Origin of the sequence: Lutibacter sp. HS1-25, from assembly GCF_004121075.1 — a bacterium.
Lineage (GTDB): Bacteria > Bacteroidota > Bacteroidia > Flavobacteriales > Flavobacteriaceae > Lutibacter.
Genome location: NZ_RHLN01000002.1, coordinates 1 through 21,081, shown reverse-complemented (window position 1 = coordinate 21,081; position 21,081 = coordinate 1). Strand labels below are relative to the sequence as shown.

Below are 21,081 nucleotides of genomic sequence, written 5' to 3'. Positions count from 1 at the left end.
TTTTATTGAATAACAATATTTTAACAAAAATTATTGTTAATTTAACATTGAAAAAATAAAAAAATACTGCAACAATATTAACTTGAGAATTATTTAAAAACGCTTGTGTTTAGTGGGTTAACTATCTATTTACTCCTTGTTGATTTAACCATTTTTGATAAATGGCAGCATTTCTATTATGTTGCGAAAGGGTTTTCGCAAATTCATGGGTTCCAATGTTTGAAATACTGGCACACATGTAATAAAAATCGTGTTTTTCATAATTTAAAACAGCATCAATAGATGAAATATCGGGCATTGAAATAAGTCCTGGAGGTAAATCTAAATTTTTGTAAGTGTTATAAGGCGAATCGATATCTAAATCTTTTTTAAGAACGCGCTTTATAACAATATCTTCGTTGCCAGCTTGTTTTTTTAGCGCAAAAATAACAGTAGGATCGGCTTGTAAAGGCCATTTGTCTTTCAATCTGTTTAAATATAAACCAGCCACTCTAGGGCGTTCTCTAACATTTGCAGTTTCTTTTTGAACTATAGATGCCAATGTAATAACCTGATTTTTATCTAAATTAAGTCGTTTAGCTTTTTCTAATCGTTCTTGATTCCAAAAATTTTGGTACTCACGCAACATTTTTTTTCTAAACAATTCTGCTGAAGTATTCCAGTAAAATTCATAAGTATTTGGTATGTACATCCCTAAACTTGTTTCTTCGATAAAGCCAGCTTCAGCTAAAAAGTTCTTATCTTTAAAAGAATTTAATAGTGTCAAAGAGTCTGCTTCAATTTGTTCAGCAATTCTTCCAGCTAATTTTTCAAAAGTATCCTGATTGTTAAACGATAATTTAACAGTAGTTTGTCGTCCACTTTTTAATAAGTTAACCAATTGATTGTTGTTCATTTCTTTGGAAATATGATATTTTCCAGGTTTTACAGCGTTTTTATAATTTTTTATAGTTGCTGTAAATGCAAATGTATTTACCCTATTTAAAAATGGACGGAGTAAATTTTCAACATCATCATAACTACTGTTTGTTGGAATATATACATATCCTTCTGTTGAAGTATTTGGCTTGTAAAGTTTATTGTAAAAATTATAGCCTAGAAAACCTCCAATTATAAATAGAAGTACACCAATAAGTAAAAATAATTTTTTAAGATTCATCAGTTGATTTTATTAATTGATATAAAATTTCATCTTTAAATGAATTTTTAGAGAAAATCCAGTCTTTTTTTACACCAGCCTTTTGAAATTTAAATTTTTCGAAAAGTGCAATACTTTTATGATTGTCGGGTGTAATATTCGCAAATATTTGATGTACATTTAAATATAAAAAAGAATATTCAATAACTAATTCCAAAGCTTCTGAAGCATAACCCAAACCTTGATAAGTTGGAATTATTAAAATTCCAACACCAACCCTGCTATGTTGCGGGTTAAATTCAAATAAATCAATCATTCCAATCGCAATATTTTCAGTATTGCAAATTACAAAGCGGTATTGTTTAGCTTCATAAATATCTTGATGCGAATTCTCTATGTATTTTTTTAATATATATTTTGAATAAGGTGCTTGTGTACTGCTAATTTCCCAAGAAGCTTCATCATTTTCTGCTGAAAATAAAAAGTCTAAATCTTCAGGTTCTAAAGCACGTAGGCTGATATTTTTTCCTAGTAAGATAGCCATTAGATAGTAATATCACCTTCAAAAACAAAAGTGGCAGGACCTTTTAAGAAAACATTGGTATAATTCTCTCCATTTGCTTCAAAAGACACTTCTAAATCACCTCCTAAAACATTCAGTTTTATAGTAGTATCATTTGTTTTTTTTGTTTTATGAGCCGCTATGGCAACTGCTGTAACACCTGTTCCACAGGCCAAAGTTTCATCTTCAACACCTCGTTCGTAAGTTCTAACTTTAAAGTGGTTATCACCTATTTGTTCGGCAAAATTAACATTGGTACCTGTTTCAAAATAAGGTGCTCCATATCTAATTTTTGCACCAGTTTCTTTTACATTTACATTGTTTACATTTTCACAAAAACGAATGTCATGTGGAGAGCCTGTATTTAAAAATGAATGTGAATTTTCAATATCAATTTTGTTAACATCAATCATTTTAAGACTAACAATACCATCTTCAACAGTTGCAAAATGCAAACCATCAACAGCATCAAAAGTAGTTTTGTTAGCAATTACATTTAATTGTTTTGCAAATGCAACCAAACATCTACCGCCATTTCCACACATACTACCTTCATTTCCATCGGCATTAAAATAAATCATTTTAAAATCTTCATTTTCAGAAGGTTCTAATAAAATTAATCCGTCTGCACCAATTCCAAAACGTCTGTCGCATAATTTATTAATTAATTTCACATCGTTTTTAGGGAAAAATAGACTTCTATTATCAATCATGATAAAATCGTTTCCCGTGCCTTGATATTTATAAAAATGTAGTTTCATAGTGCAAATGTACTAAAATTGAAATAGTTTTTTGAACTAAAATTTTAAGTGAATTTAAAAATGTTAAAATTGGTTAAATGAGCGTTAACAAAGCGTTAAAGCATTTTTTTGAATTGAATAAATCTCTAATTTCGAGTAATAATTTATAAAACATTTTAAAATATGAAAAAAATAGTAAGCACGATTTTAATATCAGCCTTAGGTGGGGCTCTTACTTTAGGAGCCTATAAATTATTTATTGAAAATCCACCTGTTGTTTATGAAAGTAATTCTTCGCAACCAGCTATGGTAAATACTGCATTTACGGGTAACGTTGTTGCGGCTATGGAAAACACGGATTTTACAATTGCAGCCGAAAAAACATTAAATGCAGTAGTGCATGTTAAAAATACTTCATATAAAACAATTCAAGACCCGTTTCAACAATTTTTTTATGGACAGGGAAATGGAACCAGACAATATTCGCAAGTTGGTACAGGTAGTGGTGTAATTATTTCATCAGATGGTTATATTATTACCAATAACCACGTAATTAAAGGTGCTTCTGAAATTGAAGTTACTTTAGACAATAAGAAAATTTTAAAAGCAGAGTTAATTGGTGCCGACGCAACTAATGATATTGCTTTGTTAAAAATTGAATCTAAAGAGTTGCCATACATTCCTTTTGGAAATTCTGACAATGTAAAAGTAGGAGAGTGGGTTTTAGCTGTTGGAAATCCGTATAATTTAACTTCAACAGTAACTGCAGGTATTGTTAGTGCCAAAGGAAGAGATTTAGGTGGTAATAATGATGTGAATTCTTTTATACAAACCGATGCAGCTGTAAATCCAGGAAATAGTGGTGGTGCTTTGGTAAATACACGTGGCGAACTAATTGGTATAAATACTGCTATTACTTCTCAAACTGGTTCTTTTGTAGGGTATTCTTTTGCCGTTCCGTCTAATATTGCAAAAAAAGTTGTTGAAGATTTAATGGAGTTTGGTAATGTGCAAACAGCTATTTTGGGCATTCGTGGAGGCGAGTTAAATAGTGAACTTGCTGATGAGTTAAATATTGATTATACGCAAGGTTTTTATATTTCGGAAGTAACATCAGGTTCTGGAGCTGAAAAATCTGGATTGAAAGAAAACGATATCATTGTAAAATTAGACAATGTAAAAATTAGTACTTATGCCGATTTAACTGGTTTTTTAAGGTCAAAAAGACCTAATGATAAAGTGAATATTACTTTTTTAAGAGATGGTAAAGAACAAACAGCAAGTGTAGTTTTGTCTAAAAATGAAGTAAGTACCGTTTCTACATTGGGATTAGAATTGAAAAATTTAGACAAAGCTGAATTAAAAAGTTACAATATTTCAAATGGTGTAAAAATAACAGGTATTTCAAACAAAGAATTGAGTTACTATGGTGTTAAAAAAGGATTTGTAATAACATCAATAAACAATGAAAAAATTTCAACGATTGACGATGTTACAAAAATAATTTCTAACAAAGAACAAGGACAGGTTTTAAGGATAGAAATGTTAAACTTAAATGGTGAATTAGAACGCTATATATTTAGATAACAATTTTAAACTAGAAGTATTATTTAAAAACCTAAGCATTTTATGTTTGGGTTTTTTGTTTTTTAACTACTTTTAGCCAAGAAATTTTTATGTTATGGCAATTACAATTGAACAAAAAATAAAAGATTTAAGAACAGCATTAAACCAGCACAATTACAATTATTATGTGTTGGATGCTGCAACTATTTCCGATTATGAATTTGATTTAATGTTGAAGGAATTGGAAAAGTTAGAAACTGAAAATCCACAATTTTTTGATCCTAATTCGCCTACACAACGCGTTGGTGGAGAAATTACTAAAAATTTCAATACTGTAGCGCATAAAAACCGCATGTTTTCTTTAGATAATTCCTATTCAAAAGATGATTTAGTTGATTGGGAAAAGCGCATTCAGAAAATATTAGGCGATGAAAATATTACCTATACATGCGAGTTAAAATACGATGGCGCTTCTATAAACCTTACTTATGAAAATGGTTTATTGGTAAGTGCAGTTACTCGTGGAGATGGTTTTGAAGGCGATGATGTTACTGCCAATATCAAAACAATTAGGTCGATACCGTTGGTTTTAAAAGATGATTTTGTACCTAATTTTGAAATAAGAGGTGAAATTATTTTGCCTTTGGATGGTTTTAATAAAATGAATGAAGAGCGTATTGAAGCAGGTGAAGATCCGTATAGAAATCCCAGAAATACAGCAAGTGGTAGTTTAAAATTGCAAGATAGTACTGAGGTTGCAAAACGTCCATTAGATTGCTTGTTGTATCATATTGTAGCCAATAACAATCCTTTAGCAACTCATTTTGAAACTCTTGAAAATGCTAGAAATTTAGGATTTAAAATACCAACAGCCATTGAGCTTTGTAGGTCTATTGATGAAGTTTTTGCCTTTATTGAAAAATGGGATATAAAGCGTCATGAATTACCTTATGAAACGGATGGTATTGTAGTAAAAGTAAACTCATTACAACAGCAAGATGAATTGGGTTATACCGCAAAATCACCGCGTTGGGCAATAGCTTATAAATTTAAAGCCGAGCAGGAAAGTACGGTTTTAAATGAAATTACATATCAGGTTGGTAGAACTGGTGCTATAACTCCGGTTGCCAATTTAGAGCCCGTACAATTGGCAGGAACTATTGTTAAAAGAGCCTCATTACACAATGCAGATCAAATTGAAAAGTTAGATATTAGGGTAGGAGATACTGTTTTTGTTGAAAAAGGTGGAGAGATTATTCCTAAAATTGTTGGGGTAGATTTAGCTAAAAGACCTCAAAATTCTGTACCTACAAAATATATAGAACATTGCCCAGATTGTAACACTCCTTTGGTTAGAAATGAAGGCGACGCGAAGCATTATTGTCCAAATGAGTATGGTTGTCCAACTCAAATTACGGGTCGTATTCAGCATTTTATCAGTCGTAAAGCAATGAATATTGATGGTTTGGGCGCTGAAACTATTGAATTGTTATTTAAAGAAGGGCTGATACATAATTATGCAGATTTATATAATTTAAAGGAAGAACAAATAATTCCTTTGGAACGAATGGCTGAAAAATCGGCTCAAAACATTGTTGCAGGTATAGAAAATTCTAAAAATATTGCTTTTGAAAAAGTATTGTTTGCCTTAGGAATTCGCTATGTTGGAGAAACAGTGGCAAAAAAATTGGCAAAACATTTTAAATCTATTGATAATTTAATGAATGCTTCTTTTGAAGAATTGATTACAGTTGATGAAATTGGCGATAGAATTGCTGAAAGTGTTATTGATTTTTCTTCAAATTTAATCAATATTCAATTGGTAGACAGGTTGAAAAATTACGGAGTGCAAATGGAAATTTCAGCCGAATCTCAAGAAGGAAAGACGGAAATATTACAAGGTAAAATATTTGTAGTTTCAGGTGTTTTTACCCAATTTAATAGAAATGATCTAAAAAAATCTATTGAAGATAATGGGGGGAAAGTAGCGAGTTCAATTTCATCAAAAACAAATTTTGTAATTGCGGGTGACAATATGGGACCTAGTAAATTGGCAAAAGCTGAGAGTTTGGGAGTTCCTATTATTTCAGAATTGGATTATATTGAAATGCTGAAATAAAATAGTTAAATTATAAAAGGCCTTTGTTATTGGATGTTCTAAATAAATCGGAATAATGGACGGTTCGTTCTTTTTTGAGTTTCGAAATAATTTTTAAAAAAAGGAGCGCAGTAATAAAAGCATCTCCAGAAGCTGTATGTCGGTCGTGTTTTGGAATGTTAAATTCTTCACACAGTACATCTAAGTTAAAATGGCTATCCTTTTTGTCGGCTAATTTTTTATACAATATTCCGGTATCAATGGTTTTGTTTTTCAATTTTGGAAGGTTGACTCTTTTTAGTGCTGCGTTAATCATTTCAACATCAAAAGCAGCGTGGTGTGCAACTAAAACAGAATTTTCTAAATAATTAACAAACTGTTCTATGGCTTCTTTTTCAGCAGATTTTATCAAATGGCCATCTTTTAAAAGTCCGTGAATTTCAACAGTTTCAGCATTAAATTCGTCTTGTTTTAAGTAAATTTCAAAACTATCAGAAACATCAATAATTTTATTATTAATAGCTACTGCGCCAATAGACAAAATTTTGTCTTTTGCCAAATCTAAACCTGTAGTTTCGGTATCAAAAACAACAAAACGCGTGGTTTCAATGGTTTTTGGTTGTTTTTGTTTAAACTTTTTTAAGTAGTTTTTCCAAAATTCGGGATAGTTTCTATGTTTAAAAAACGAGAACATTCAATAGTCTTTAAGTTCATTCTAAAGATATGAAATAGTTAAAATTTATTTCAGAAATAAAAACTTTAATTCCTTTCTGCTTTTAGCATCAAAAAAAACAAAGGCAATATTGGTCAAAAAATGGCTTACTAAAACAGCTATTATTGCGCCATTAATTGCGTATTTTGGTATTAAAATAATAGAAAAAAATAGATTTGAGATACAGCCAAGTACAAAACGATACACGTTTTTTTCAATACGATTTGTTGTAATTAGGTGCTTTTCATAAATCATACCCATAAAAATCATAAGAGGTCCCCAACTAAATAGCTTTAAAGAGTAGTTGATTTTAAGAAAACTTTCATCAAAAAATGTATTTAAAATAGCATTGCTGAAAAAGTGATAAATTAAAATAATTAAAACGCCCAATACAAGCATATAAGCAATTAGCAAACTTATTTTTTGATAATATATTTTAAGGTTTGACGTGTAAGATTCGGCCAATGAAGGAAACAATGCATTAATGATTGAAAAACCAATGCTCCAGGTTAAAGTAATGATTAAGAAATAGATAGTAGCATAGTAACCATAAGATGCGTCTCCGTGATAATATTTTAAAAAGAAATCGTCTGTAACAATATAAATAAGTATTAAAAAGTTGGAAATTACCAACGGAAATGCATTTTTAAGTAAATAGATCGCCATTGATTTTGAAAATACAAGGTCTTTAAAATTGAAAATATTTTTAGTTTTTACAATGCCAAAGTAGATGGTACTTTGAATTAAAAAATCAAAAATTATTAATGAAGCAAAATAAATAATACCAAATTGCTGTATAACCCCATAATATTGAAGTACTACAATGATAAATAAACTTGATATTTTACTTATAAATACATATTTTGTTTTTTTTATGGCGTAAAAATAATATTCAAAAACATCAAAAATTCTAACAAAATAGCTAAAGCAAATTACAAAATAAAGCATTAATAACTCTTTATCAATAAACAAATAACTATAAGTTAAAATAATTAGCAGCGCTAATAACCAACTCGCTGTTCTTAAGTAAAGTGCAGTTGAAAGAATTAATTTTGTTCGCTTTGGATAAAATACAATTTCACGAATGCAAATTGCAGAAAGTCCTAAAAACATAATAGGTGTAAAAAAGCTAATAAATGTTTCGGCAAATTTTAATTTTCCAATGTTTAAAATGCCAATTGATTTAAAAATTTTTGGAACAATGATAATTGCAACTAATAAACTAGTAAGCTTTTCAGCAATAAACCACTTTGTATTTAATAAATCTTGTTTGCTAAAAAGTTGAGCCATGTTTTTTGTTTCTGCTGCAAACTTATTAAACTTTTTTTGTATTCTTGTTTCAAAATTAATGAATGACAGCTGAATTTTTTAGAAGATATTATATTCTTAAAATTGTATCTAATCCAAAGTATTTTGGGATATATACAGACAAGTATGTATCTAATAAAGAACTTCAAAGAGTACTAGATAAAAAGTACGAAGATTTTAAAAACAATACTTTTCTTGGGAAATTAAAATTTAATGGTGAAAAAACGCTTCGAAGAGATTTAAAATCTATCAAAGAATATTTTGGTGTTGAAATTAAATTGAAAAGAAATTATGGCTATTATGTCCAAAAAGGAACTATTTCGCAAGAAATGGAAAACGTGTTTTATAGAATAGAACATTTATTAATTAGTACAAAAGCCGCTGAAAATAACTTTAACATTACGCCAGAAAAAGCAACTTTAAATACTACAATTGATTTATTGAGCTTAATAAATGCTATTGAAAATAATTTTTTAGTACATATATCTTATAAAGGTTGGTATGATGATAATAAATTTGAATGTCTCGAAAAACAACAATTTCAACCGTTACATATTAAAGAAAAGAACAAAGCTTGGTATTTAATAGCTTATGCGATTTATGAAAAAGAAATAAAAACTTTTTGTTTAGACAAGCGTTTGGTCGAAATTCAAATTTTTAATATAAAAGTGCAAAATCCAATTAAATTTAATGAACAAGACTATTTTAAATATTCAATAGGAATTTTAAATGAGGGTTTAAAGGTTGAAAAAATTAAAATAAAAGTAGCCAATCATCATTTAAAATATTTGATAGCACAACCAATTCATAAAAGTCAAAAAATAATTGCTGAAGCAATTGAAATGGATACCAACGAACTTAATTACGCCAATCCCGATATGTGGGGCGAAATTGAAGTGACCTTAAAAGTTAATTATGAGTTTGTTATGGAAATGCTAAAATACAATCAATGGGTTAAAATAGTTTCTCCAAAACCTGTTGTTGATTTCTTCAAAGAACATCTTAATTTAATTGTAAAATACTACAATTAGTATTTCTTAAAATTTTCTTAATTTTTTTCTAAACGGACTTTGTTTGTCCGTTTTAGATAGCTAGGTTTGTTTTATAAAAAAAAACTATGGCAACATTTGAAATTAAAACAAAGTGCTCTTTTGTATAAATTAATAATTGGATTATATGGTGGACTATGAAAAAATAAAAATAGATTTAAAAAAAGAAGAACAAGATTTATTAGACGAAATAATTGAACTTCAAAAAAAAATGAAGGATGCAGATCCTTCAAAAATGAATGGACAAATGATGAATGCCATTCAATCCAAATCTATTGAGACTATTACAATGGCATTAGGAATTTCAGATATATTAGAAAACTCAAACCATAGTACCAATGGACTCGCTTTTGACAAAGAATTTAAAGCTAAAACAAAATGGGAAAACACTCCAAAAAGCGAAAGAAGTCTTGAGTATAAAGTAAAATATACTAATAAGGACGAATTCAATAGAATGTTGAAAGAAGGTGACAATTTAAAATATAATTATTCTGAACATAGGGAATCATTAACAGGAAAAGAGTTTGCGAAAAACAGACAAAAAATGTATAATGAAAATGGAGGAGGATACGATTGTGCTTACACTGGAAAACACTTATTAAATGGAGAAAAGGATGAAACTAAACAATATTCATATGAACACGTTACGTCAATAAAAGAAATTCATGAGGACAAAGTTTTAGCATTTACAACTACATTAGAAGAAAGAAAAAAATTAGCAAATTCGAAAGAAAATTTAGTTGCTACTAATAAAAAACTGAATACATCTTTAAATGACACAAAAATAGATGATGTAGAAGATTATAAAAATAAAACATCTACAAACGACTCTAACAAAACAAACAAAGAACATTTTGAAATTGATGATGAAAAAATGTCCAAAACTATAGATGTTAGTAAAAAAGCTAGAGAACATCTTTTAAAGAGTAAACAAGTGCAATATGCTGTAAAAACTCAAGCAAAAATAGCTACATCAAACGCAGTTAAAAGTGGAGCAAAAGCTGCAATTGGTCAATTGCTTTCTATTACTATAGTAGAAGTAATTAATGAATATAAAAAAGAAGAAGACATTGAAATTACTCAAAGAGTTAAAAATATTTCATTTAGGATTAAAGAAAAAGCCAAAGGTTTACTCTCTACTTTTAAAGACCACTCAATAAGTAGTTTTCTTTCTACATTTTTAGACGCAATTTTAAATAGCTTATTTAAAATTGCAAAAAACATTTTCAAATTTGTTAAACTAGCAATTGTTTCAATTTTGAAAGCTGTAAAAATATTGTTTTCAAGTGAATATTCGTGGGAGGTTAGATTAAAGGAAGCTTTGAAGATTTTAGGAGTTGCTGTGGCCTCATTAATTGGTCTAGGACTTGATGAAATTATTGAAAAGGCATTAATAACTAACTTTCCATTTACTACTCCATTTGCAGGTTATGTTTCGCCTGTGCTATCAGGTTTAATCGTTGGCATTGGTTCAGTTTTAATTCTTCAAGGGTTTCAGAAATATCAAAGTAAAATTGTATTTAATAAACTTCAGGGGGAGGAAGGTTCTAAACTACAAACACGATCCGAAATTAATTTAGCTCAAGCTGGAATAAGTGACGTGGAAGCAACAAAATATACAAGTTTATCACTAACAATTTTTCAAGGTACATTGCCAATAATAGAGTCTTGCAAAAATCAAATTGATGAATCTTTAGTGAAAATAAGAAAAACAAAGAATATTATTTCTGAAAATATATCTTCTGCTAAAGCTATAAATAATGAAAATGATAATTTATTAAACTTATTAGAAAGTATTTAAATATGAAAGAGGTTGAAATATCAGAAAATGTTACAAGTATAGTAGATGCAAAAAAGATTATTGACAAAATAACTTTGGTAAATAACAGGTATGAAGAGTCAAATAGAAATGCTAAGAGTTTATTAAGTAATATTAACAGGGCACAAAGCTCAATTGAAGAAGTTTGCAATGGCAAAAAAGGAAGAAGTTGGGGAAGTCTAGATAAACAAGCTTTACTTGATTTAATTAAAGAGGATAACAATGCAACGTCTAAATCAATTTCTTCAATAAGCAAACTAATTACTAATAATAACGAAAATTCGAAATTATTAGCTGAAATGGTAGGAGCTTTAGCAATGTTATCAGGACTTTCATTTGAGAAAATAAGTGAAACTAGTGCTGAATTAGAGGGTATTATAAATCAAATTAAAGAAAGTTCAAATGGTAATGAAGTACAAGGAAATCATATAAAAAGGATTGTTATTTCACAAATTGAGAAAACTGTCGAAGAAAGAAAACGAGCAGATAAAATTGAATATAATTTTGGAATTATCAATGATAATATAAGAGAAATTGATAAAAAACTTAAATTAGAAAAGATTGCGACTTCCAATAAGATTGAAAATATTGAAACATTAATTAATGTCATTTCCGAGAAAAAAAATGAAAAAACTTTAAGTAATCAAAAAAAGAAAATCAATCTATTAATTATATTTTCAATGACAAACCTAATAATTATTTTAGGGTTTTTGTTTTATATTATAACCAATAAATATTTGTAAATAGTTGAAAAAAATCAATCATTTAAAGCAATTAATAAAAAAGAGTTCCACTAAATTAATTCAACATGATTATTTAATCTTCTAACAAAAATAGAGTTGCAAAAGCAACTCTATTTTTGTTACATCACTAAAAAAAGATAAATAAAAAATCTCCTAAATTGCGGAAAACCGTAAAATTTAATGTTCAGATTTGGGTAAGTTTGTTACCATAATTAAAAACAAGGCAAGCCAACATTTTGAAATGAAAATCCAAGTAAATTATTGATGTAATTGAAGTGTAAATTAACAGAAGAGAATGTCTTTAAATATTGGCTAGTCAGAGTTTTAATATCAAAATTCTAAAATTATTAATTTAAAAATTGCATCTAAATGGAAAAGAAATTAAGTAAAAAAGCTGAGAAGAAATTCAATTGTTATACAATGAATGCAAATGAAAATGATATAAAAAAGATAAATGCAGCAATTGAAGAAATGAACAAAGGTGCTTTAAAACAGGTATGGTGTAAAGTTGAACAATTATGGGGATTTATAAGAGACCCAAAAGGAGCTTGGTGTAATAAAGCTATCGCTATTGGTGCTCTTTTATATGTAATTTCACCTATTGATGCAATTCCAGATATGATTCCGGTTTTTGGTTTAATAGACGATGCATCAGTTATTGAAGCTGCAGTAACATCTTTAAGTGTTGTTTTAGTAAAGTATTATAAAAATAATTCAGAGTTATCATATCATTATTTATATCGTTAACATTAAAATACAAATTTGAATGATTTAAATTTAAAAAAAGAAAAGTAAAAAAATTGTTCTTCCATAAAAGGAAGTCAACTCCAGTAAATAAAATATAGGAGTATAAGTGTAGATGCTTAACAAAACATCTCGATAATTATAAAAAATAAATACTTATTTAAAATAATTTTAATTTATTAAATAGACTTTTTTGTCTGTTTTAGCAAGTTAGTTTTGTTTTTAAAATTTAAAATAGACTATGGCAACCTACGAATGTAGAATTTGTGGAATAACAAGAAATGATACTTTAATTTCTAAAATAGGGACTCCAAAAAAATGTAAACAACCCAATTTTAAAGTAAAACTATCAAATCATTCTTGGAAAAAAATATCAGAAGAAAATGAATTGTAAAAGGTTATTATCTTAAAAATAACCATTATAAATTAAAATATTATGAGAAAGTGAAATATAGGTATTAAACTTTGGGCGGTTTAATATACTATAGAGAGAGAGAGTTGCGAAAGCGACTCTCTTTTGTTTATAGACCAATAAGACTTAAACTGAATCTAATTTTTATCAAATCTTGTATATCATTAATTGATTTAAAACAACCTTTTAGTTTTAGCTTGTCAGATTTTGACAAAGTATTTAATGCAATATACCTACCTGAATTATTGTATTTCAAGCCTTGTTCAGTTCTATAATGCAATAATATTTTAAATGAATCGGCACATGAAAGGTATAAGTCTTTATTTTGTGGTTCAATTTTTACTAATTTATTAAAACGTGCAATGGTATTATTTTTATCTTTTATATTGTGCGATAAAGTTAGCAAACGAGCAGCATCAATTAAAGGCATCAAAGCCCTGCTTTTTAAATCGAATTGGTCTTTGTGTTCACCATCATGTTCAACCAAAAATTGTCTGAAAAAACCCAGTGGCGATGGATTTTTTAACGCATTTTTACCTAATAAATTTAAAAATATTTCAAAAGACTGTACAGATTTAAAGATACTTTTAGTGAGTTTATGCACCAGTTCTTTATCGCCATAGACAAAATTGTAATCAAAAAAGATGGTACACATCATGATAGCTTCTTCTGTTGGTTTTGTAATCCAAGTATTAAATTGTTGTTTCCATTCAGAAAGCGATAAGCACCATTTTGGGTTACTTGCCATCATATCTGCTGGGCAAAATTCGTAGCCAACTGTATTTAATTTAATGGTAATTTTTTCTGAAAGTTGTAAAAAATAAGCTTTTGTTTTTTTGTAATCTTCTTTTGATACATCTTCAAAAATCAAAGCATTGTCTTGATCTGTAATTAACAATTGCTCTTTTCGCCCCTGACTTCCTAAGGCAAGCCAACCAAATTTTACGGGTGGTGCAGTTTCCATTTCAGCCAAAGAAAGTTCAATTGCTTTAATGGTTATAGCATCATTTATTTCTGCAATTATTTTTGAAATAAATGCGATAGGTATATTTTGTTCAATATAGCCTTTTAATAAATTAGAAGTTTTTTCTCTTACATATTTTAAGGTTGCTACTTCTTTTGCTCTTGTTAATTCCTTAATCAATACAGAAGGATTGTTACCGTGTAATACCACAATGTCATGTTCAGATAAAATTCCCGTGAGTTCAGCGTTTGGAGTGCCATTTTTTGTAATACACAAATGGGTAATTTTGTGTTTAATCATAGCTATTTGAGCTTCAGCTATGGTAATTTTTTCAGAAAAAGTGATGACTGGAGATGACATAATTTCACTCACTTTTTTTTCTATTGAAATCAATCCCGTTGCAATTTTTGTGCGTAAATCTTTATCGGTAATAATGCCAATGGGTTTTTGATCTTCAACAATCAATATAGAACCTACTTTTTTTTCGCTCATAATCAAAGCAGCTTCTTTAATAGTAGTTTCTTTACTGCAAAATATGGGATTTTTGCTGTATTGTGCTGTTTGAACTTCAGAAAAAGTATTGTCGTTTTCAAGATTGTCAATATTTGCAAACAAATTTCCAGGATTTGTTCTGGCATAAGGTGTTTTAATATTTGAAGAAAAACTGGCAATTATATATTTTTTAACCTTTTCATTTGAATTGATAATTTCTTTTAAAATTTCAACCGAAATAGCATATAAAATAGATTCCTCATTTGCTTTTGCACTCATCAAATACTGATCGTTTTGAACAAGTGGTCTTAAACCAAAAATATCACCTTCATCACAAATATCAACTAAAATTTGATCGCTATCCATTGTTCTGTATAAACCAATAGCACCATCTTTTACAATGTAAAAATTTTCATGCGGATATTCAGCTTGTTTAAAAACGAAGTCGTTTTTTTCAATGTATATCACTTTTACATGAGAGGCGATTTTAAAAAGTTGTTCTTTTTCTAAAAGATCAAAAGGAGGGAAGTTTTTTAAAAAATCGAAAATGCGTTCAGCAATAGTGTTTTTCATAATCAATTAAAGCTACGATAGACTTTAAAGTTACAAAAATAACAGTACAAAAAAGTAAATTATTTATTTAAATAGTAGTTGGTATTTATCAATTCAGTTAAATTTAAAACATTGTTTTTCTTATACTTAAAGGTCAGTTTTAAAAAAATGTATGCAGTAATTAAGGCATCTCCCAATGCGGTATGGCGATCGTGTTTTTTTACATTGTAAATTTCACAAAGTTCATCTAAGCTAAAAAGTTTTTTAAAACGGTCTTCGGTTGCTATTTTTTTATGAATATAGTTGGTGTCTAATTGTTTAGATTGTATTGGGCCAACATTTAAACGCTTTAGCGCGTTGTTAATCATTGTCATATCAAATTTTGTATGATGTGCAATAATTATGGCATCGTCTAAATAGTCAAGAAACGCAATTAAAGCTTCTTCTTCACTGACTTTAATTTCGGTTCCGTTTTTTCGTATACCGTGAATTTTTACAGTTTCTTTATTAAATACATCTTGTTTTATATATACTTCAAAAGAGTCAGAAACCAAGATTCTGTTATTTTGAATAGCAACTGCTCCAATGCATAAAATGCGGTCGTTTTCATAATCAAATCCTGTTGTTTCTGTATCTAAAGCTACAAATCGTATGTTTTCGTAATTGGCATATTTTTTACAATTTTTAACGGTATCAATATGCTTTTGCCAAAACTCGGGATATTTTTTTCTTTTAAAAAAATTCAGCATAATTTATGGAATTTGAGAAACATTAAATCTTAATTTTAAAGACTCCTGAATGTTTTTTATAGGTTTAAAACAGCTTTTTAATTTCAACCTATCCGATTTACTTAAACTATTGATGTCTACAAATTTACCGCTGTCATTTTTTGCCAAACCTTGTGAAGTTCTAAATTGCAATAATATTTTAAATGCATTGGCGCAAGACTCAAAAATATCTCTATTTTGAGGTTCAACTTCCATTAATTTTTCATAACGAGCTATGGTATTGTTTATTTTTAAATTATGATGTAATGAAAAAATACGTGCAGCATCAACCAACGGACGAATAGCTCTGCTTTTTATATCAAACTGATCTTTATTTTCACCATCTTGTTCAACTAAAAATTGTTTAAAAAAACCGAGAGGAGCAGGGTTGTCTAGTGTAGCTTTACTTAAAAAGCCTAAAAAGGTTTGTTTATTTGCAATGTATCTAAATACACTTTCACTCATTCTTTCATACAAATTCTTATCTCCAAAAATATATTCAAAATCAAAAAAGATAATACTTAACAATATTTTATCTGAAGTTGGATGTTTAACCCAATCTTTAAATTGTGCTTTCCATTCTTTTACAGATAAACACCATTTTGGGTTGCTTGCCATAATATTTGCAGGACAATATTCAAATCCAACAATGTTTAATTTTTCGGTTATTTTGGTTGAAAAGTTTAAAAAATAAGCTTTGGTTTTTTCGTAATCTTCTTCTTCAACATTTTCAAAAACCAAGGCATTGTCTTGATCGGTCATTAATAATTGTTCTTTTCTACCTTGACTTCCCATAGCTAACCAAGCATAAGCAACAGGTGGCTCAGTTCCAATTTCTTTTATTACAAGTTTTATAATTTGTTTTGTAATGGCAGTATTAATTTCAGAAATAACTTTGGTAATAAAATAAATAGGAATTTCTTGCTCCAAATAACCTCTTGTTAATTCAGATGCTTTGGTTCTAATGTATTTAAGTGTCTCAACATCTTTGGCCGATTTTATTTCGCGTGCTAAAAATATTGGGTTATTGCTTTGAAGCATGGTTAAGTCATGTTCTGCTAAAATACCAACCAATTCCGATTGGTCAGTACCATCTTTGGTAATACATATGTGCGAAACTTTGTGTTTAATTAGCGCAATTTGAGCTTCAGCAACGGTAATGTTCTCAGGAAAAGTAATTACCGGACTTGTCATTATTTTGCTAACAGGGTCAAAAATGCTATAAACACCAGTTCCTACTTTTGTTCTAATATCTTTATCGGTTATAATACCAATGGGAATATGATTTTCTGAAACAATTATTGAGTTAATAATATGTCCAGTCATAATCATACAAGCTTCTTTAATAGAAGTGTTAATGCTACAGGTTATTGGGTTTTTACTGTATTTTGCCGATTGAGTTTCAGCATAACTATTGTCCATTTTATTTACTGATGAAATATTGGCAAATAGTTTCCCTTTGTGTTTATCTGAAAATGGATCGCGGGTGTTTGTTGCAAAACTGGCTATTAAAAACTGACTAACTTTTGGGTAGTTTAAAATAATATCTTTAAAAAGATGTGTTGGAATGCCATACAAAATAGTTTCTTCATTTGCAGCAGCTCCCATCGTATAGTTTTCATTCATAATCAAAGGGCGCAAACCAAAAACATCCCCCTCATCGCAAATGTCAATATTTATTTTTTTGTCATCAACAAATCTATACAAGCGAACGACACCTTCATAAATAATGTAAAAATTATCTTGAGGTGGGTCATTTTGATCGAAAATTATTTGGTCTTTTTCATAATATTGAATTTCAACATTTCTAGAAATTTCACATAAAGTTTCTTTTGAAATTAAATTGAAAGGTGGATATTCTTTTAAAAAATCGAAAATTCGTTCGGCAATGGTATTTTTCATTTTGTGTTTTTTATAGCATTCAATACAAATTCGTAATAAGATTTTCCGTGAGGAACAAAACTGGTATTGTTTAAATTTGTTGCTAAAATTAATTCATTTAGCGGAATTAATTTCACTTCGGCAACTTCTTCTTGTTGGATTTTTAAGGTTTCAATATTAAAATTTATGCTACATATATATATATGGTGTAATTCGTTGTCAATAAGATCAATTTTATGGGTAACTTTTTTTGTTGAAGTACCTATATAATGTAATTGTTTTTGTTGAATTGAAATCCCAACTTCTTCGGATACTTCTCTAATAGCAGAATCTATTGGTAATTCTCCTGCTGAAATATGACCTGCAACAGAAATATCCCATAAGCCAGGAAATGTGTCTTTGTTTAAAGCTCTTTTTTGAATCAGTATATTTTTATGATTATCAAAAATCCAAATATGTACAGATGCGTGAAAAAGTCCTTTTTGATGTGCTTCGGATTTTAAACAGGTTTTTCCTGAAATTTCACCAACTTCATTTAGTATATCAATATATTCATCCATAGTAAAAAAGTAAAAGACAGCTTTCGCTGTCTTTTAAAATTATTTAAAATAACTAAACCCTTCTTTTGGGTCTATTTTAAGTAAAGTTTCATAAATTAATTTAATAACGTTTTCAACATCATCTTTTGAAACCATTTCAACAGTAGTATGCATATAACGCAATGCCAAACTAATTAATGCTGATGGTACACCACCATTGCTATAAGCAAAAGCATCTGTGTCAGTTCCTGTTGAACGAGATGAAGCGATTCGTTGAAAAGGAATTTTAGCAGCTTCGGCTGTTTCAATAATTAATTCTCTTAAATTATTTTGAACGGCAGGAGCGTAGCTAATTACTGGTCCATTTCCAGAAATTGTTTCACCTTCTTTCTTTTTGTTAATCATTGGTGTTGTAGTATCATGACAAACATCAGTAATAATAGCAACATTAGGTTTAATAGTATGCGAAATCATTTCAGCACCTCTTAACCCAATTTCTTCCTGAACAGAATTTGTAATGTACAATCCAAAAGGAAGCGTAATATTGTTTTCTTTTAGCAAACGAGCAACTTCAGCAATCATAAAACCACCAACTCTGTTGTCAAGTGCTCTACAAACAAAATTGTTTTCGTTTAAAATAAAAAACTCATCTGGATATGTAATAACACAACCAACGTGAATCCCTAATTTTTCAACTTCTTCTTTTGTTTTACAACCTACATCTACAAAAATATTCTCTAATGTAGGGGTTTCTTCTTTTCCTTTATCGCGAGTGTGAATTGCAGGCCAACCAAAAATTCCTTTTACAATACCTTTTTTTGTATGAATATTTACAATTTTTGATGGAGCAATTTGATGGTCGCTACCTCCATTACGTATAACATATATCAAACCTTCAGGAGTAATATAATTTACATACCATGAAATTTCATCAGCGTGCCCTTCAATTACAACTTTAAATTCAGCATCTGGATTAATAATTCCAACTGCTGTACCGTAGTTATCAGTTATAAAAGTATCAACGTATGGTTTTAAATATTCCATCCAAATTTTTTGACCTTCACTTTCATATCCAGTAGGAGAGGCATTGTTCAAATACTTTTCTAAAAAATCAATCGATTTTTTATTCAAAACTTTTTTGCTCATATGTATTATTTTTAAAAAAACGAAGATACTAAATTGTGGTGTATACAAACAATTAAATAAAATCGTTTTATACATATAAGTATATATTGTAAATTTGGCAGGATTTTCCCATATATAAATGTATGAAAGTGTATTTTAAATATATTATTGTTTGCTGCTTATTAATAAATAGTAATTTTCTTTTTTCTCAGGAAGAAGCGAATGGTACAATACCACTTACTGAACGCTATACTATTTTTGAAGGCGATACCTTATTAATAGAATTAGATGAAGTCTTTTTGTTGAAAAAAATTAATTTACCTACAAGTTACGAGCGTAAGTATTATTATTGGTTTCGTAAAAAAGTACTAAAGGCTTATCCTTATGCACAAATTGCAGCAGATAGTTTAGAAATATTAAATGCCAACTTAGATAAAATTAAATCAAGCAGAAAGAAAAAGGCATATACTAAAACAATGCAAAAGTATATGGAGGAAGAATTTACAGATCAACTTAAAAAGCTAACAAGAATGGAAGGTCGTATATTAATTAAATTGTTAGATAGACAAACTGGGGTTGTAGCTTACGATTTGGTGAAAGATTATCGCAGTGGTTGGAAAGCTTTTTGGTACAATACAACAGCAAATGTATTTAAGTTGTCTTTAAAAGATGGTTATGATCCAATGAATAATAATGAAGATTTATTAATTGAGAACATTTTGCAGCGCGCATCTGTAGAAGGCATTATTACTTTGAAGCCTTCCAAAAAGGATTTAGATTACACTATATTGGCTGAAAAGCCACTAATTATCCCGCAACCCAAAGAAAAAAAATAGTGATAAAAAAGTCAATTTACTATTGTGTAATACAAAAATAAGTATTAATTTAGTAGTCAGCTTTTTTATTAAGGAATCTTTAATGATTTTATACTTATTATAAGTGTCTTAAATTCAGTTGGTTGTTTTTTATTTTAAAAAAACATTGCAAAAAGTTTGTTTAGGAATTAATAAAGGTGGTATCTTTGCAGCCGCTAACGGGGTGTTTGTTGGCAAAAAGTTCAGGAACAGGTTGAGTTAAAATTCTTAAAAAAATAATCAATTTTTTATTTGTGATATTAAAAAAAGGTTTTACATTTGCAGCCGCTAACAGCGAAAGGGGTTAGTTAGAAAGTTCAGAGAAATATTGCGAAAAAAACTTTTAAAAAATAAATCAAATTTTATTTGGTCATAAAAAATAAACGTTTTACATTTGCAGCCGCTAACAACGAAAGGGGTTAGGGAAAAGTTCAGAGGAAATTTTGGAAAGTTTTTAAGGTTAAAAAACTAGTTAGTTCGAGTCTAACATTTCTACAAAATATTGTTTAAAGGTAGCTGAGATAAGTTACAAAAAGCAATAAGATTAAGTTCATTGAAAATATTGAAATTGACAGCGTAAATTGAGTAAGAACCTATGTTTAAATACATAGACAATTCTTTTGAGAAATATTAACATCGTACATTATTAAAAATACATACGATGAAGAGTTTGATCCTGGCTCAGGATGAACGCTAGCGGCAGGCTTAACACATGCAAGTCGAGGGGCAGCACGTCTTCGGATGGTGGCGACCGGCGCACGGGTGCGTAACGCGTATAGAACCTACCTTTTACAGAGGGATAGCCCAGAGAAATTTGGATTAATACCTCATAGTATTATAAAGTGGCATCATTTAATAATTAAAACTTCGGTGGTAAAAGATGGCTATGCGTTCTATTAGCTAGTAGGTAAGGTAACGGCTTACCTAGGCAACGATAGATAGGGGTCCTGAGAGGGAGATCCCCCACACTGGTACTGAGACACGGACCAGACTCCTACGGGAGGCAGCAGTGAGGA

General features: G+C 29.1%; 18 protein-coding genes and 1 rRNA gene. 9 read left to right on the top strand and 10 right to left on the bottom strand.

What is annotated here, in order from left to right:
* Positions 1 to 121: 121 nt before the first annotated feature.
* The 3 genes from mltG to dapF are packed head-to-tail and all read right to left on the bottom strand — an operon-like array spanning position 122 to position 2,461.
* On the bottom strand, positions 122 to 1,159 hold the full coding sequence (gene mltG, locus EC396_RS01515; RefSeq protein WP_129364938.1) for an endolytic transglycosylase MltG: 1,038 nt from the start codon (positions 1,157 to 1,159) through the stop codon (positions 122 to 124).
* Entirely contained in the window at positions 1,149 to 1,682 is a 534-nt protein-coding gene (locus EC396_RS01510; protein ID WP_129364937.1) for a GNAT family N-acetyltransferase, read from the bottom strand. Before EC396_RS01510 ends, mltG begins: the two co-directional genes overlap by 11 nt.
* Positions 1,682 to 2,461 (bottom strand): diaminopimelate epimerase, encoded by a 780-nt coding sequence (gene dapF, locus EC396_RS01505; RefSeq protein WP_129364936.1) that lies wholly within the window; start codon positions 2,459 to 2,461, stop codon positions 1,682 to 1,684. Before dapF ends, EC396_RS01510 begins: the two co-directional genes overlap by 1 nt.
* A 162-nt stretch (positions 2,462 to 2,623) precedes the next feature.
* Between dapF and EC396_RS01500 the strand changes: the two genes are divergently transcribed.
* Positions 2,624 to 4,027: a Do family serine endopeptidase gene (locus EC396_RS01500; RefSeq protein WP_129364935.1), complete on the top strand. Its 1,404-nt coding sequence runs from the start codon at positions 2,624 to 2,626 to the stop codon at positions 4,025 to 4,027.
* A gap of 100 nt (positions 4,028 to 4,127) precedes the next feature.
* A complete protein-coding gene (ligA, locus tag EC396_RS01495) occupies positions 4,128 to 6,125 on the top strand; it encodes an NAD-dependent DNA ligase LigA (protein ID WP_129365077.1) in 1,998 nt (665 codons plus the stop codon).
* A 10-nt stretch (positions 6,126 to 6,135) separates the two neighbouring features.
* Here the strand turns inward: ligA and EC396_RS01490 are convergent, their stop codons facing one another.
* The gene (locus EC396_RS01490) at positions 6,136 to 6,798 is read right to left on the bottom strand and encodes a PolC-type DNA polymerase III (RefSeq protein WP_129364934.1); all 663 of its coding nucleotides are present in this window, start codon (positions 6,796 to 6,798) and stop codon (positions 6,136 to 6,138) included.
* A 45-nt stretch (positions 6,799 to 6,843) separates the two neighbouring features.
* A complete protein-coding gene (locus EC396_RS01485; protein WP_129364933.1) occupies positions 6,844 to 8,106 on the bottom strand; it encodes an oligosaccharide flippase family protein in 1,263 nt (420 codons plus the stop codon).
* A gap of 62 nt (positions 8,107 to 8,168) precedes the next feature.
* Here EC396_RS01485 and EC396_RS01480 point away from each other — a divergent pair, with 62 nt between their 5' ends.
* The 5 genes from EC396_RS01480 to EC396_RS17805 all read left to right on the top strand — a co-directional run bounded on the left by EC396_RS01480 (position 8,169) and on the right by EC396_RS17805 (position 12,873).
* Positions 8,169 to 9,155 carry a YafY family protein gene (locus tag EC396_RS01480; RefSeq protein ID WP_129364932.1) on the top strand — a complete coding sequence of 329 codons (987 nt, stop codon included), beginning with the start codon at positions 8,169 to 8,171 and terminating at the stop codon, positions 9,153 to 9,155.
* 145 nt (positions 9,156 to 9,300) lie between these two features.
* Positions 9,301 to 10,974: a hypothetical protein gene (locus EC396_RS01475; protein ID WP_129364931.1), complete on the top strand. Its 1,674-nt coding sequence runs from the start codon at positions 9,301 to 9,303 to the stop codon at positions 10,972 to 10,974.
* 2 nt (positions 10,975 to 10,976) lie between these two features.
* The gene (locus EC396_RS01470; RefSeq protein WP_129364930.1) at positions 10,977 to 11,735 is read left to right on the top strand and encodes a hypothetical protein; all 759 of its coding nucleotides are present in this window, start codon (positions 10,977 to 10,979) and stop codon (positions 11,733 to 11,735) included.
* Positions 11,736 to 12,104: 369 nt separating this feature from the next.
* The gene (locus EC396_RS01465; RefSeq protein ID WP_129364929.1) at positions 12,105 to 12,482 is read left to right on the top strand and encodes a YkvA family protein; all 378 of its coding nucleotides are present in this window, start codon (positions 12,105 to 12,107) and stop codon (positions 12,480 to 12,482) included.
* 238 nt (positions 12,483 to 12,720) lie between these two features.
* Entirely contained in the window at positions 12,721 to 12,873 is a 153-nt protein-coding gene (locus EC396_RS17805) for a hypothetical protein (protein ID WP_164975178.1), read from the top strand.
* Positions 12,874 to 13,000: 127 nt separating this feature from the next.
* Here the strand turns inward: EC396_RS17805 and EC396_RS01460 are convergent, their stop codons facing one another.
* Genes EC396_RS01460 through EC396_RS01440 form a run of 5 tightly spaced genes read right to left on the bottom strand, consistent with a single transcriptional unit; the run spans position 13,001 to position 19,232 of the window.
* A complete protein-coding gene (locus EC396_RS01460; protein ID WP_129364928.1) occupies positions 13,001 to 14,920 on the bottom strand; it encodes a DUF294 nucleotidyltransferase-like domain-containing protein in 1,920 nt (639 codons plus the stop codon).
* Between the two features lie 59 nt (positions 14,921 to 14,979).
* Positions 14,980 to 15,648, bottom strand: a complete 669-nt coding sequence (locus EC396_RS01455; protein ID WP_240665612.1) for a PolC-type DNA polymerase III — start codon at positions 15,646 to 15,648, stop codon at positions 14,980 to 14,982.
* Between the two features lie 3 nt (positions 15,649 to 15,651).
* Positions 15,652 to 17,568, bottom strand: coding sequence for a DUF294 nucleotidyltransferase-like domain-containing protein (locus EC396_RS01450; protein WP_129364926.1), 1,917 nt, complete (start codon positions 17,566 to 17,568; stop codon positions 15,652 to 15,654).
* Positions 17,565 to 18,107 carry an NUDIX domain-containing protein gene (locus EC396_RS01445; RefSeq protein WP_129364925.1) on the bottom strand — a complete coding sequence of 181 codons (543 nt, stop codon included), beginning with the start codon at positions 18,105 to 18,107 and terminating at the stop codon, positions 17,565 to 17,567. The genes EC396_RS01450 and EC396_RS01445 overlap by 4 nt, the downstream gene beginning before the upstream one ends.
* A gap of 39 nt (positions 18,108 to 18,146) precedes the next feature.
* Entirely contained in the window at positions 18,147 to 19,232 is a 1,086-nt protein-coding gene (locus EC396_RS01440) for a M42 family metallopeptidase (RefSeq protein ID WP_129364924.1), read from the bottom strand.
* Between the two features lie 122 nt (positions 19,233 to 19,354).
* Here EC396_RS01440 and EC396_RS01435 point away from each other — a divergent pair, with 122 nt between their 5' ends.
* Both EC396_RS01435 and EC396_RS01430 read left to right on the top strand, forming a co-directional pair.
* On the top strand, positions 19,355 to 20,047 hold the full coding sequence (locus EC396_RS01435) for a DUF4294 domain-containing protein (RefSeq protein WP_129364923.1): 693 nt from the start codon (positions 19,355 to 19,357) through the stop codon (positions 20,045 to 20,047).
* A gap of 676 nt (positions 20,048 to 20,723) precedes the next feature.
* Positions 20,724 to 21,081, top strand: a 16S ribosomal RNA gene (locus EC396_RS01430); the annotation flags it as partial.